The following is a 13,516-nucleotide window of genomic DNA, read 5'->3' as shown; positions in this document are numbered from 1 at the left end:
CCCCCGGTGCGGGTCGCGGCCTATCGCGCTGCGGCCCGCACCGCCGTCATGGAGCATACATGCCCGCAAGGATACTGGTAGTTCAGGAAGACCCGGACATCGCGGCGTATCTCGTCTCGCTGTTCAGACAGGCGGGATACAAGGCCGATGCCGCCACGGAAGGCCCCGACGCCGTGGAGATGGTGCAGGCCTCGCGTCCCGATGTGGTCTTCCTCGACCTTGCATTGCCCCAACGCTGGGGCCCGCGTTTCTACAGCTGGATGGTGACACAACCCGGCTGCGGGAACGTTCCCGTCGTGCTGGTCACGGACTTCGCCGGACTCGAACTGATGGTGCCCAACGCCGTAGGCACGGTCGACAAGCCGTTCGACCCCGTCCTGCTACTGGCACTGGTCGACAGGGCACTGGCGACCTATGCCAAGGGCACACCTGACACGCCGGACACCACGGGCGCCCCTGCGCCCGACAACAGGTAGGCCATGAAGCTCACCACCCGAAGCCGCTACGGAACCCGCATGTTGCTCGACATCGCCATGCACGGTTCCGAACAGCCCGTCTCCATCAAGGACATCGCGCAACGGCAGGGCATCTCGGTGAAGTACCTTGAAAAACTCATCCGCGTGTTGCGCAAGGCCGGGTACATCACGAGCACGCTAGGTGCTCATGGCGGATACCAGCTGGCACACAAGGCTGAAGACATCCCTGTCGGGGATGTGGTCTACGCCCTCGAAGAGATGGAAGCCCCCGTCGAATGCGACGAGGAGAATCCCTGCTGCCCGCGCATGGCCGTATGCCTCACCCGCACCATATGGGGCGAGGCCGCCAAGGCCATGTACCGCAAACTGAACACGTTCACGCTGGCGGACCTCATGCGCGATGCGAGCCTGTGTCCCAAGAACGCATGCAACATATCGCCACACGCCACGCACTGAACCTTATGCGCATGTAAAAGGCCGGGATTGCTCCCGGCCTTTTCTTTTGCCGACTGAAGTCGGTATCGCCTTGCGGCAGCATCGTGGCTGCACGACGATACTAGAGCAGCCCGAAGTGCAGCAGCCCTGCCAGAACGAGCATGGCTTCCAGCCCGGCGACTCCATCATCGACCATCACGCCGTGTCCACCGGGCAGCCAGCTTTCGGCAGCGCGCACCGGCCACGGCTTGAGGATGTCGAACAGCCTGAAAAGAGCGAAGGCGGCCAGCACCTGCGGCCACGTGAGCGAGGCGAAGGGCAGCATGGTCACCCACTGCCCGAGGAGTTCGTCGACGACGACCTCTCCGGGGTCCTTACGCCCGAGGAGATGCTCTGCCCGTCCTGCGGCCCATGCCCCTATGAAGTAGACTACGGCAAGCGCCACGCAGCGCATGGGCAACGACAGCGGCAGAAAGACGAACGGCGCGAGCATCGCGGCCACGGCAGCACCGCAGGTTCCCGGACAGACGGGGCACACGCCGGAGGGCCCGAGACGGGCGATGGCGAGGGCGACCCTGTCGCGTGTCGACGAATCAGGCATGAACGGCCTCCACGGGCAACTGGCAGTGGATGGCGCCCCGGCGCAGCAGCAAGGCGGTGAGTTCGGCCACGGGCAACCCCACGACATTGGTCCACGAACCTTCGATGGAGCGCACCAGGAAAGCCCCTATGCCCTGTATGCCATAAGCCCCCGCCTTGTCGGAAGGCTCACCCGTGGCCACATAGGCAGCGAGGGCCTCTTCCGGGCAATCCCACATGGTCACGCGGGTTATGGAGTGGAAGGTCTCGCGTCCGCCTTCAGGCAAGACGACACAGCATCCGCTGGCGACGACATGGGTCCTGCCCGCCAGACGTCGCAGCATGGACAGGGCGTCATCCGCTGAAGCGGGTTTGCCGAGTATCATGTCATCCAGCGCCACGACCGTATCCGCAGCCACCACGAGGCGCCCCTTGTGGTCTGCGGCGACAGCGCGGGCCTTGGCCTCTGCCGCGCGCCGCACGTACACTTCGGGCTGTTCGCCCTCTATGGGCGAGGGTTCGGCGTCCACGGGCAGAATCACTTCGAAGGGAATGCCCATCTGTTCGAAAAAAGCGCGACGCCGGGGAGACCCCGACGCCAGAATGACAGGGTGTGCCGCAGTGAACGGCCCCGTTGATGTGAACATCATGCCTCCGTGCTGATAGCCATGGACAGTGCCATCCATGTGGGGACTTGATGCACCATCACGTGACGTCGCGCAAGCATCGACACGGCCCGTGACGTGTTCAGCGTGCAGCCACCCGCACCCGCAATGCCGAAAGCAGAATCCCCGCGAAGCACAGCCCCCCGAAGACGAGAAGGTCGGCCCTCATGCTGCGCAGGAATGGGGGCACGGTCTCGGCACTGACCGGATGTCCGCCCATGAACAGCGAGAAGCTGATGGTCACGGCAAGCATGCTCACCATCATGCCCAGTGTGCGCATGGTTCCCGTCATGCCGGAAGCAAGCCCCAGATGCCGCGGTTCGACACTGCTCATGATGGACGTGGTGTTGGGCGACGCGAAAAGCCCGAGGCCGATTCCCAGAAGCATCTGGACAAGCGCCACATGCCATAGCGAAGAGTCCTGCCCGAGGAACGACGCCAGAATCAGGGCTGCGCCACTGGCTGCCATGCCCACCGTCGCCACGCGTTCAGGCGCATACCTGTCGGCAAGACGCCCGCCGTAGGGCGAAAGCACCATCTGCAGAAGCGGCTGTAACACCAGCATAAAGCCCGCCTCGTCCGGCGCGAGTCCCTGCACGGTCTGAAGGTACAGGCTCATGAACAGCATCATGCCCGCGGTGGCCGCATAGTTGATGCACGCGGCAAGACACCCCAGCGCGAACGTGGCGTTGCTGAACAGCAGTTGCACGTCGAGCAGCGGATGCTGCCTTTTCGACTCGATACGCAGAAAAAGCGCGATACCCGCCACACCGCCAGCCACTGCCCACCACGCCCGGTGGTCGTTCTCGACCCATGCGGCGCCCAGCGCCAGCAGCGCGATGGCTACGGCATAGACGGCACTTCCCACGATGTCGAAGGGCTCGCCACGTGCATCACGCCACTCGTCATGCAGACGGGTGAGTGCGACCCACCACGTCACCGCCCCGAGGGGGACAGCCATGAGGAAGATATAGCGCCAGCCCATCGCCGAGGTGATGATACCCCCAAGCACCGGGCCGCACGAGATGCCCGCATATACCGCCGCCGCCCCGATACCCAGCGCCCGGCCCCTGCTTTCGCGCGGGTACACGCTCACGACCATGGCGAGACCGCTGGCGTTGATCATGGAGGCGCCCATGCCCTGCACCACGCGCAAGACAAGGAACAGGGGCACGGAAGTGGCAACCCACAGGGCGGTCGTGGCGATGGTGAACACCCCCACCCCCCAGCGGAAGATGCGCCGCCTTCCCTGTATGTCACCAAGGCGTCCCATCATCAGCAGGAAGATGGAAAGTGACATGACGTACACGGTCTCGATGAGACCGAGTTCCACGGCGCTTGCACCGAGGTCGTGCCCGATGACGGGAAGCGCTACACCCACGGCGGAGAGCATGAACGGCATGAGGAACAGCGAACAGCAGACGGCGAAGAGCACCTCACCGGGGCGGGTTCGCGGTGCCCCCGTGGTGGTGATGGCATCACTCATGAGCAGCCCCCTTTGTCCGGCTTTCCCTTGCCGTGGTGTCTGTCACAGCCACCTTGACGACACTCCCCTGTGCAGCGCCTACAGAGGGTGAGGAGATGCATTCTGCATCAGTGTCATTCTGCCCTTTCCCGAAGCAGGTCGGATGCGCTGTGCCACTCCCCTGCGAAATGAGGGACGGCACGCCATATTCCCCCACCAGACTATCAGCCCGTGCATCACGCTGCTGTGGGGTCTCAGCGCCCACATTGACGAGCATCCTGTCGAGGAACCCCAGCGTTAGGTGCCGTTCTTCATCTGAAAAATCAGCCGCGATGACCTCAGTCGCCCGACGCAACCGGTCGATGAGAGGCTTTCGCAAGGCTTCGCCTCGCGCGGTGAGCACGACGAAGCGTTCGCGCCTGTCGTCGGGATTGACGACCCGGCGCACAAGCCCGTCAGCCTCAAGCGAGGCAAGCGCGCGTGCCGTCGCCCCCTTGTCGAGGTGCAATGCCCCGGCAAGCGTCTCTTGTGACCTGCCGTCGCCCCCGAGAAAGAGTTCAGCAAGAAAAGGATACTGGCTGCGCCCTATGCCAAGCGGTGCCAGCGCCTCGCCAAGCCGCAAGGTGATGATGCGGTGCAGTTGGGCGATACGATAGGAAAACGATGTGAGTCTGCTGTTCATGATGGCCTCATTAGTTGCATAGGCAACTATTGAGGTGTTAGCTAGTGTGCTCGCACCCCATTGTCAACCGCAAAGACCCTAAAGAAGCCACGCGAAACGCCGATGAGTGTCTTGCAGGCAGAGTCTCCCCTCTGCGCGAAGGAAAGTGAAAAAAAGTTCTCCCCAGCCCTAAAGTTCCTTCGGGGGCATCCGATAAGCGAAATGAGGGGAGAACGTCGTGAGCACGAACTCGTTTTACATCCGCAACATGCTCCTGCATTATGACAGGCAGCTTGTGACGGCCCGTCGACTGGCCCGCTACAGGCAGGCCCTGCGATATGCCGAAGGCGGAGAAGAGCCAGCGATTCCGCCGGATGTGAAACGAAAGATCATGGTCGAGAGAGTCGCCCGCGAGATCTTCGAGAATCTCATCGTAACGGGCAGCGACAACCCCATCGTCGAGGAAGTGCGCGCGGAACTGGACAGGCAGACAGGAGAACGGCTCACCTTCACGTATCCTCCCGGCGGACTGGACGTGCAGATATTCAGGCAGCACGGCTCGGTTCCCGAAGAGGTAGCGCCAGCGGAGAAGGCAGCCATACTGGACAGACTCTGGGCGATAACTCTCACGAAGGTCGACGAGACCATGCTCTGACGTCACTCCCACGGGGAGGTTGATCATGGAAATCAAGACGTATCTCAAGCAGCTCGATCCCTACAGGACGCAGCTCGAAAAGGCCGAAACCGGCAAGGCGAACGCCCGCAAGGGGTCCGCACAACCGGAACGCGCAGCCCCGCAGGGGGACAGGATAAGCCTGTCCGTCGAAGGCAAGTTGCGCACAGAAGCCTACGCAGCGGCCCAGGCCGCGCCGGATGTCCGTCAGGAGAAGGTGGACACCTTGCGTGAACGCGTGAACAACGGCAGCTACACTGTCGATTCACGCAAGGTCGCAGAGAAGCTGGTCAAGGAAGAGATAGAACTGTTCCGTCGCTAGCAGTCCTGCCTGCGACCCACGAAACACCCCGAAGCGGGCCCGCCATGCGGAGCCCGCCTTTCGGCCATGGCGACCTGACGGCGCGGGCAGCCCCCCGCACCTGCGGCCCCATTACCGGGAACAGGCGGACCTGCGAGGGGCCCCAGCACACCTGTACCGATGCTTCGTCGCACCTGCAGACGTTCAGATGTCCGAAGAAGGAACAGCTGCCCCGCAACATGTGGCGTGGAGAACACCCGCCCATGGGACCATCGGGGCAATACCCGCAGGCTTCTCCAAAACGACCTATAGAAACGTCCCGACCGTGAAATGCCACGGTCGGGACGTTTTATGTCAAAAGCATGTGAGGCCTATTCTTGCACGTCGCCTTTGTCCTCTCCTGCGGCAGGAGGCGACGCCTTGCGCCGCACCGTCGTGGAACCGTTGGCGTCGTCCATGTGCAGATAGAACTGCGGAGGAAGCGAGGCGTCGGTCTGTGGCACCTGCAAGCCTATGCGCGCACGGTGATTGATGAGGATGGGTCCTGTGAGGTTGAGGGCGGTCTTCTCGGGCTGTCCGGCGGGGATGGAGACGGTGACAAGCACCGCCACCTGCCGGATGTTCTCCAGCTTCAGCAGCCGCTGTTCCGGGTCGCCTACGCGAATCTGGTAGTCGGTGAGAAAGCTGTAGGGGTCTGCCACCAGGAGTCCCAATCCGGGGTCGTCGAGGCTCTGAAGCACGAGAAACGGCGCACCCTCGCGCAATTGCAGCAGGGTGAAGTCGTGACGCCCCTCGAACCCGGCAAGACCACGCGGGAAATGGATGATCTTGTCCAGCGTGATACGCTGACGCCCGATACGCGTCTGAATCTCTATTTCGTTCTGCCGTGCCATATCTTCGTCGCCGCCAGAAGGTCTGCGTTGCTGATGTCGAGCGCCATACGGTTCTCTTCGATGACGCGCCTGTACACCTCTTCCCGGTAGACGACCATGTCGCCGGGCACCTCGATACCTATCTTCACCTGCTTCCCCTGTATGCCGAGGACGGTGATGCGGATGTCGTCACCAAGGTGCAGGCTCTCGCCCGCCTTACGTGTGAGGATGAGCATGGACCGACCTTGCCTAGAGGAAGTTCGAAAGGTTCATCTGCATGATCATCGACGACGACTTGAGGACGCTGTTGTAGATGAGCTGCTCCTGCGCAAGACGCGTCATGAGTTCGGAGAAGTCAACGTCCTCCACGGCGCTCATGCGTGTCGTCTGATCAAGCTTCTGGTTGTCGAGCACCCCGGAGACGACATCGAGCCTGTTCTCGCGCCCGCCGATGCTCGCAGCCGCCGTCAGTATGGTCTTGCTCACCCCGTTGAGTTCGTCAAGGCACTTCTGGACGCCGTCCTGATTGTTCGTCTCGGCGAAGGCGACCAGTCTGCCCACCGTCTCGAACATGTTGGGCGTGGTGCCGCCGCCCACGGGCTGTGCCGTGGCAGCGGGGTCGAGAGGATTCTTGTAGATACCCCCGAAGATGTCCTTACCCACCGAGTTGACGGTGATGTACTCGCCTTCCGACACCTCGAAACCGAGGTCGGCACGGCGGGGTCTTACGAGAAACTGCTGGCCTTCGTCCAGCGTGGTGTCACCCGCTGGCACATCCACGGTGAGAAAACCGCCGGGTATGGAGAGGGTCGCCTGATTCGCCACCGACGTGGTGGAGGTCGCCGCCACCCAGTTGCTGCCCCCATCGGTGCTGTAGGCGTAGCTGACGGTGGCGGGCGGGGCGGCCACATCCACGCCGCCTGTATTCGTCACCTTCACCAGCACGTCACCCGAGAACGTCCCGCGCGCCTGTGCCGTGGTGCCGGCGGCAGCACCGTAGGCGTCGACCTGCGGGGGCAGGTCGTTGTCGTCACCGCGGTAGAGTGCCGTGGGGCGCACATAGATGAGCGAACCGTTGTCGGCATCCACAGGGTCGGGCGGGTTGGCTGCGGTCAGCGTCGCCCCGTTGGGCAGGTTGAGGCGTACCCCTGTGGTGCCGAGGTCGATGGACGTGGCAGCCGCGGCAAGCGTACCCGTCTGCCATGAGGCCCCGCCGTCGGCGGAAAAGCGGTAGTTCAGCGGTGTGGCCCCGCCCACGGTGCCCGAATCGAGGAACTGCACCATGATGCTGGTCGGCGACGCGCCCTCGACCGAAAACTCCGTCCCCGCAGGCAGTGCGGCGGACTGGAGGTTGGGGTCGTTCGTCGTCACCTGCAACCCTTGCACGAAGGGAGCCTCGTCGTACTTGTGACCGGCGAAGATATGCCTGTTCTCGAACTTGGTGTTGGCGAGGTTGATGAGCTGCTCGTACTGCTGCCGCAACTCGAAGCTGATCTGTTTGCGGTTCTCGGGACTGACGCTGCTGGTGGCGGCCTGTTCGGCCAGCCCCTTGATGCGTGTGAGCACGGTGTTCATGCTCGTGAGCGTCGAGTCGGCGAGGTTGAGCCACCCCTTGGCCGTGTCCACGTTCTTCTTATACTGCTCCACGTCACCGAGCGAAGCCCGGTAGTTGAGCACTCTCGCCATGCCCACGGGGTCGTCGGAGGGGCGATTGATCTGCTTCTGACTCGACGACTGGATGTTCGACTCCACAAGGTCGGCCAGCGACGAGTTCATATTGCCCAGAAAGTTCTGGTACATCATCCGTTGCGAAACGCGCATCTCCCCACCTCCTACTGCTTCAGCCTCAGCAGCACCTGGAACATCTCGTCCGCCGTGGTCACGAGTTTGGCTGCGGCCTTGTACGAATGCTGGAACTTCACGAGGCTTGCCATCTCCTCGTCGAGGTTCACCCCGGAGACGGACGACATGCGCGAGTCGATGTCGTCGGACATGGCCTGATGGAAGGCCTTGTTGAACTTCGCCGAGGCGGTATCGGCACCCACCACGGCGACGATGGAACTGTAGAACTCCGAAAGCGACTGGTTGCCCGAGTTCGAACTGAACATCGACACAGTGACCTTCTTGGTGGAGAGGGCCGCAATCTCTTTGGCGCTGTTGTTGTCGCCGGAGTTGCCCTCGCTCGCGCCGTTCACCTGACCGGCGTTGATGAGCCCGGTGTTCTGGCGCAACTCGGGACGCAGGGCTATGTCGGCGGCACCCGACCCCTGAAAGAAGGTGTTCAGGCCTAGCGCCGCAAGCACCCCTGTGGAGTCGGCCCCGAACGAGAAGACATTGTCGCCCACACCGTCCACCACGAGTTTGCCGTCCTTGATGCTGGCGGTGATGAGGCCCGTGAACTTTGCGTCGTTGTTGATGGCGTCGACCACATCCTGAAGGCTGTGGTCGTCCTTGCTGAAGTTGGCGAGTCCGGGCGGGACCACCGACGAGAAGTCGATGGAACCGGAGTTGACCACGGCCCCGGTCGTCTTGTCGTAGACATAGATGCCGATGTTGCCATCCTGCAAACGGTCGTGGAAATTGATGCCCGCCGTGGGTGAACCGAGTGAGGCCGTGGTGTTGGGCACCTTGGTCGTACCCGCAGACTGCGCCAGTTTCTCAAGGCCCGCGCCCTGCGAATGGATGCGGTTCACTTCCCACATGAGGGTGTTGGCGAAGGCGTCGAGTTTATCGCGGTATTCGCCTATCTTGTCGTCCCGCACGGTGAAGAGGGCGCCAAGCGACCCGCCCGTGATGCGCGAAGTGTTGTCCGTACCGTCGGAAAGGGCCTGCGGGGTCACGTTGAGGGGGTCGCGCGTGGGCGTCACCCAGTACAGGCCGCTCTTGGGCGTGATGGTGAACCGGTCACCCGCCGACATGGGCTGTGTGGCCCCGGTGAAGGAGATGTCGAGTCCCTTGACCCGCTCTGTGGTGGGAGACGTCTGCGTCGTGTAATGCAGTTCGTTGCCGTCGGCATCTTTCAGCCACGTCTGCCCGCCGTCGAGCGACACACGGTAGGTGGCCGTGCCGACAGCCCCGCCCGTGACCACTTCAAGGGTGTATTCCGAACTGTCGCTTCCTGTGAACTCCAGCGTCCCGTCGAAAGCCGACGTGGTGGTCAGCTGCGCCTCGGACTTGGGCCCGTCGAAGCGCAGTTCATAGGCCACCGTGCCGTCGACGAGGGTCTGCCCCGCCTTGGTGTTGACAGTGTAGTTGCCGCCGCCGTTGTCCACCACGGTGACGTCGAGCTTCTCGGCCAGCTTGCGGACGAGTTGGTCGCGCTGGTCGTAGAGCGTGTTGGCGTTGTTGCGGCCCGGGTCATCGTGGATGTTGAGCTGACGGTTGATGTCGGCGATGGAGCGCAGCATGTCGTTCACCGCGTCCACATCCTGCCCTATCTGCTGGTCGATTTCCTGCTGCATGCGCAGCATGGTGTCGTCGGCGTTGCGGATGAGCTTGGTGAGGTTGTCGCTATGGGCGAGCAGCGCCTCCCGCACCGACTTGTCGTCCGGCCGCTTCGAGAGTTCCTGCCAGTCGTTGAAGAACGTGGTCAGGGCCGCGTTGATGCCGGAGGTGTTGGCCTCGTTGAAGAGGTTCTCCACCCCTTGCAGTTCTTCGTACTGCTTCTCCCACCGTTGCTGGGTGGAATACTTGTCGAGGTACGACGAGAAGAGGAACTTGTTGAAATGCCTTATGACTTCGGCGGCGTAGACGCCCTGCCCCATCTGCCCGCCGAACTTGTCCAGCGTGGGAGCCTCCTCGAAGCGCACCTCCTGACGCGAGTACCCGGGGGTATTCACGTTGGCAATGTTGTTGCCGGTGGTCTGGATGGCACTCTGTGCACCGTTGAGCGCGTTCCAGCCGAGGTTGAACAGCGAGGAGATGGACATCACAGCCTCCCGTGGATGATGGCGGCCTCGACGCGCTGGGGCGCGACGGTGCCGCGTCTGCCATAGGCGACGGGCTTGGGGGGCACGAGACGACGATGCAGGTAGTCGAGAAGCTCCTGACTCTGGTCGAGCAGTGCCAGCGTGAGGTCGGCGTTGAACGACGCCTGACGGGCGCAGCGCTGTTCCGTGGCGTCAAGTTCAGCCATGACAGTACGCAGGGCATCGCCCTGACCTTCGGGCAGCAGGGCCGCATAGTCGAGCACACGACCGCCATCCAGCATCGCCCTGACTTCGCAGCGTTCGGCGGCCAGCTGGCGCATGAGTTCGTGGATGGAGAGCTCAAGGCCCATCACCGCTTCGCTGTCGCGGGCCTGAAGCAGGGAAAACTCTTCCTCAAGCAGCGTCAGCAGCAAGGCCATGGCCCGTGATTGCCGGACAAGATTGCCGTGGATGCTGTCGTACATGGTCTACCTCCGTCATGGGTGCATCAGCTGGCTGATGGCGCGTTCCCCTTGCCTGCCAAGGTCTCCGGGTTGAGGGCCAGTTCGCCGAGTCGCACTTCGAAATGGACGTGAGGGCCGTTGGCGCGCCCTGTCGCCCCTGCTTTTGCAAGTTCCGAACCGGAGGCGACGACATCACCCGCACGGACCGAGAGTGCCGCGTTGTGACCATAGTAGCTACGCCATCCACCCGCGTGTTCCACGACGACGAGATTGCCGTAGTCGCCCTGTTCCCCTGCGAACACGACCTTGCCATCCCAGCAGGCCCGCACGGGTGAACCCTCGGCGGCGGCGAGGTCGACGCCGGGGTGCCATGCACGTTCTCCCGTGACCGGGTCGCTACGCCAGCCGAAACCTTCGGAGATATGCCCTGCCACCGGCCATGCGAGACGTCCCGGCAGGGGGGCGGGGGCGGGCCCACCCACGGGCGAGGCAAGACGCGTCGCGGGCATTCCCACGGGTGCGCCCGCGGGAGAGGAAGGCGGTGATGCGACCGGCGGTACAGGCTGCGTCGCGCCCTGTGGGGGCGTCACCATACCCGGAACGCCGGGAGTGTAAGCCGGTACACCCGGCAGCGTCGGAGGCTGCGGGGCCGAAGGTGCCGGCACGCCCTGTGCCGCTGCCGCAGACGGCGCGAACGTAGACGCGGCGTTCTGCACCGCCTGCGCACCTTCCGCGGGCGTCATACCCGGGCGGCGCGTCACGGGCTGCCCCGAAGGAACGCGAGGCCCTGTCACTGCGGGGCTGGCCGTGTCGGTACGGCGGCCCGCATTGCGGCGGTAGGTGGTGGGGATGTCGGGGCGACCGTTGCGCGGGCTTCGCACCACGGGCGGCGGGGTCATGAAATCGGCACCGGCCGAACGCGCGGCGCGCGCTGCGTCGTGCCCAGCCGGAGGAATCGTGGCAGCCGGGGAGGTCGTGGCAGATTCGGGGCCGGAGGCGGCGGTCGGCCCTGCGGCGGCTACGGCCGCACCAGTGGCTACCTGTTCCGTGTCGGTTGTTCCCGCAGCAGGTGCGGCACTGCGCTGTGCTGCGACCTGACGGGCGTAGGCGGCCAATTCGCGCTGCAACACGGCCTGCTGGTCGGGCGAGAGAGGCACTGCGGGGGTGGAGGCCTCTCCGGCAGCCGCTACCGGGCTGGCGTGACCGGCGTCTGCCGCATTCGCCGAAGACGCCGGTGACGACGCGGACGAGGCAGATGGCACGGGCGGCGCAGGTTGCCCCGTCGTCATTCCTCCCATGGCACCCTCGGCTGCGGAAGTCGGCTGCCCATGGGCGGCGTCGGAAAGAGGCGCGTACAAGGGGGCCGAAGCACCCGCAGCGGCAGAGGCCTCACCCGGCTTCGCGGCACCGGCAGTGGCGTCACCTCCCGATACGACGGACGCGGTCTGCCCCGCCCCACGTTCCGGCAATGCCGACACGGGGTCCACCGGCACGGCATCATGCGTCCCCTGCGCTGCGCTACGGCGGCTTGCACTCAACAGGGTGGACGAAAGCTGGTCGTAGAGCATGTCGGCGAGGCCGATACCCCCCGCAGAGGACATCTTCTTCGCCAGTTCCTGATCGAACATGGACTGCCAGAACTGCTCTTCACGGCTGTGCAGGTAGCCTTCCTTGGGCACCGTGGTGCGCATCTGCTCCCAGACCTTCTGCAGGAACACCGACTCGAACCCCTCACAGGCCTCACGCAGCTTCTTGGCCTTGTCGGGCTGTGCGCCGACGCGCTGCCGCAGGGCGTCGAGACTCCGCTTGCGGGCGACGAGGTCGTCCTGCTGGCTGGCGGCGCGCGCCAGCGAGGGGTCGGTGAGCGGGGCAGTCATATCAGATGACCTCGAGTTCGGCGTGCAACGCGCCCGCAGCCTTCATGGCCCTCAATATGGAGATGAGGTCACGAGGCGTGGCGCCTATGGCATTGAGCCCATCGACCAGTTCCTGCAACGTGGCGCCTTCGATCATCATCAGCCGGCGGTTCTCCTCGCGTACGTTCACGTTGGTCTGCGGTGTGACCACCGTCTGCCCCTGACTGAAGGGGGCGGGCTGCGACACCTGCTGCGACTCCTGCACGGTGACCTGCAGACTGCCATGGGCAACGGCCACGCGGGATATGCGCACATCGCGCCCAAGCACCACGGTTCCGGTCTTCTCGTCCACCACCACCCGCGCAGGAGCGTCGGGGGCGACCTCGATGTTCTCGACCGACGCCATCAACGGCACGAGATTGCCGCGATAGTTGGGGGGCACGTCCATGGCCACGGTCGAGGCGTCTACGGCGTTGGCGTAGCGCCCGCCCATGGCGGCGTTGAGCCGTTCGGCCACCTGCTGGGCCGTGGAGAAGTCTGCGGTGGACAGGTTCAGCGTGAGCCTGTCCTGCTGGTTGAACTCGAAGGGCACGCCACGTTCGATGATGGCCCCGCCGGGGATGAGCCCCACCGTGGTGATGTTCTTCTGCGCGCGCGCCGCCTGCCCTTCGGCGGAGAAACCACCGAGGGCGAGCGAGCCTTGCGCGAGGCCGTATATCTTGCCGTCGACACCCTTGAGCGGGGTCTGCAACAGCACGCCGCCCAGAAGGCTTGTGGCGTCACCCATGGATGACACGGTGACATCGAGACGCGCGCCCGGCTTTGCGGAGACAGGCATGCGCGCCGTGACCATCACCGAAGCCACGTTCTTGGGTTTGAGTTGCTTGGGGTCGACGGCCACGCCCATGCGTTCGAGCATGTTGACCATGGAACTGACGGTGAACACCGACTCCTTCTTGTCACCCGTACCGCCAAGGCCCACCACGAGTCCGTAGCCCACAAGCTGGTTGTCGCGCACACCCGAGAAGGTGGCGATGTCCTTGATGCGCACGGCCCCGGCGCTTCCCGGCATGGCCAGCGGAAGCAACGTGGACAACGCCACGGCAAGGAGAAGGGGCCACACCCCCTGCCAACGGGCAGGACGGTCAAACAACGACATCA

Annotated in this window: 15 protein-coding genes; 4 read left to right on the top strand and 11 right to left on the bottom strand. The window is 64.0% G+C overall.

Annotation, left to right across the window (positions count from 1 at the left end):
• The first annotated feature begins 59 nt into the window (after window positions 1-59).
• Window positions 60-476 carry a response regulator gene (locus tag DVU_RS02570; protein ID WP_010937836.1) on the top strand — a complete coding sequence of 139 codons (417 nt, stop codon included), beginning with the start codon at window positions 60-62 and terminating at the stop codon, window positions 474-476.
• Between the two features lie 3 nt (window positions 477-479).
• Window positions 480-932, top strand: coding sequence for an Rrf2 family transcriptional regulator (locus DVU_RS02565; RefSeq protein WP_010937835.1), 453 nt, complete (start codon window positions 480-482; stop codon window positions 930-932).
• Between the two features lie 100 nt (window positions 933-1,032).
• Here DVU_RS02565 and DVU_RS02560 read toward each other — a convergent pair whose 3' ends face one another.
• From DVU_RS02560 to DVU_RS02545, 4 genes are all read right to left on the bottom strand, one after another.
• On the bottom strand, window positions 1,033-1,512 hold the full coding sequence (locus DVU_RS02560; protein WP_010937834.1) for a phosphatidylglycerophosphatase A family protein: 480 nt from the start codon (window positions 1,510-1,512) through the stop codon (window positions 1,033-1,035).
• On the bottom strand, window positions 1,505-2,137 hold the full coding sequence (locus DVU_RS02555) for a Maf family nucleotide pyrophosphatase (RefSeq protein WP_010937833.1): 633 nt from the start codon (window positions 2,135-2,137) through the stop codon (window positions 1,505-1,507). Before DVU_RS02555 ends, DVU_RS02560 begins: the two co-directional genes overlap by 8 nt.
• Window positions 2,138-2,237: 100 nt before the next feature.
• The gene (locus tag DVU_RS02550) at window positions 2,238-3,641 is read right to left on the bottom strand and encodes an MFS transporter (protein ID WP_010937832.1); all 1,404 of its coding nucleotides are present in this window, start codon (window positions 3,639-3,641) and stop codon (window positions 2,238-2,240) included.
• Window positions 3,634-4,302, bottom strand: a complete 669-nt coding sequence (locus tag DVU_RS02545) for a MarR family winged helix-turn-helix transcriptional regulator (protein WP_010937831.1) — start codon at window positions 4,300-4,302, stop codon at window positions 3,634-3,636. The genes DVU_RS02550 and DVU_RS02545 overlap by 8 nt, the downstream gene beginning before the upstream one ends.
• Window positions 4,303-4,519: 217 nt before the next feature.
• Here DVU_RS02545 and DVU_RS02540 point away from each other — a divergent pair, with 217 nt between their 5' ends.
• Both DVU_RS02540 and flgM read left to right on the top strand, forming a co-directional pair.
• Window positions 4,520-4,936, top strand: a complete 417-nt coding sequence (locus DVU_RS02540) for a DVU0524 family FlgM-associated protein (protein ID WP_010937830.1) — start codon at window positions 4,520-4,522, stop codon at window positions 4,934-4,936.
• A 25-nt stretch (window positions 4,937-4,961) separates the two neighbouring features.
• A complete protein-coding gene (gene flgM / locus DVU_RS02535) occupies window positions 4,962-5,276 on the top strand; it encodes a flagellar biosynthesis anti-sigma factor FlgM (RefSeq protein ID WP_010937829.1) in 315 nt (104 codons plus the stop codon).
• A gap of 350 nt (window positions 5,277-5,626) precedes the next feature.
• On the opposite strand, the gene fliW is transcribed toward flgM, so the two are convergent.
• Genes fliW through DVU_RS02500 form a run of 7 tightly spaced genes read right to left on the bottom strand, consistent with a single transcriptional unit; the run spans window position 5,627 to window position 13,514 of the window.
• On the bottom strand, window positions 5,627-6,148 hold the full coding sequence (gene fliW / locus DVU_RS02530) for a flagellar assembly protein FliW (protein ID WP_010937828.1): 522 nt from the start codon (window positions 6,146-6,148) through the stop codon (window positions 5,627-5,629).
• A complete protein-coding gene (gene csrA / locus DVU_RS02525) occupies window positions 6,127-6,363 on the bottom strand; it encodes a carbon storage regulator CsrA (RefSeq protein ID WP_010937827.1) in 237 nt (78 codons plus the stop codon). Before csrA ends, fliW begins: the two co-directional genes overlap by 22 nt.
• 13 nt (window positions 6,364-6,376) lie before the next feature.
• Window positions 6,377-7,948: a flagellar hook-associated protein FlgL gene (gene flgL / locus DVU_RS02520; RefSeq protein ID WP_010937826.1), complete on the bottom strand. Its 1,572-nt coding sequence runs from the start codon at window positions 7,946-7,948 to the stop codon at window positions 6,377-6,379.
• Window positions 7,949-7,959: 11 nt separating this feature from the next.
• Entirely contained in the window at window positions 7,960-10,056 is a 2,097-nt protein-coding gene (gene flgK / locus DVU_RS02515; protein ID WP_010937825.1) for a flagellar hook-associated protein FlgK, read from the bottom strand.
• Window positions 10,056-10,520, bottom strand: coding sequence for a flagellar protein FlgN (locus DVU_RS02510; RefSeq protein ID WP_010937824.1), 465 nt, complete (start codon window positions 10,518-10,520; stop codon window positions 10,056-10,058). The genes flgK and DVU_RS02510 overlap by 1 nt, the downstream gene beginning before the upstream one ends.
• Window positions 10,521-10,543: 23 nt before the next feature.
• Window positions 10,544-12,376, bottom strand: a complete 1,833-nt coding sequence (locus DVU_RS02505) for a peptidoglycan DD-metalloendopeptidase family protein (protein ID WP_010937823.1) — start codon at window positions 12,374-12,376, stop codon at window positions 10,544-10,546.
• Between the two features lies 1 nt (window position 12,377).
• Window positions 12,378-13,514 carry a flagellar basal body P-ring protein FlgI gene (locus DVU_RS02500; protein ID WP_010937822.1) on the bottom strand — a complete coding sequence of 379 codons (1,137 nt, stop codon included), beginning with the start codon at window positions 13,512-13,514 and terminating at the stop codon, window positions 12,378-12,380.
• Window positions 13,515-13,516 lie beyond the last annotated feature (2 nt).

Source organism: Nitratidesulfovibrio vulgaris str. Hildenborough, assembly GCF_000195755.1.
Classification (GTDB): domain Bacteria; phylum Desulfobacterota; class Desulfovibrionia; order Desulfovibrionales; family Desulfovibrionaceae; genus Nitratidesulfovibrio; species Nitratidesulfovibrio vulgaris.
The sequence above is the reverse complement of the archived record's forward strand: the minus strand, read 5'-3'. Positions and strand labels throughout refer to the sequence as shown.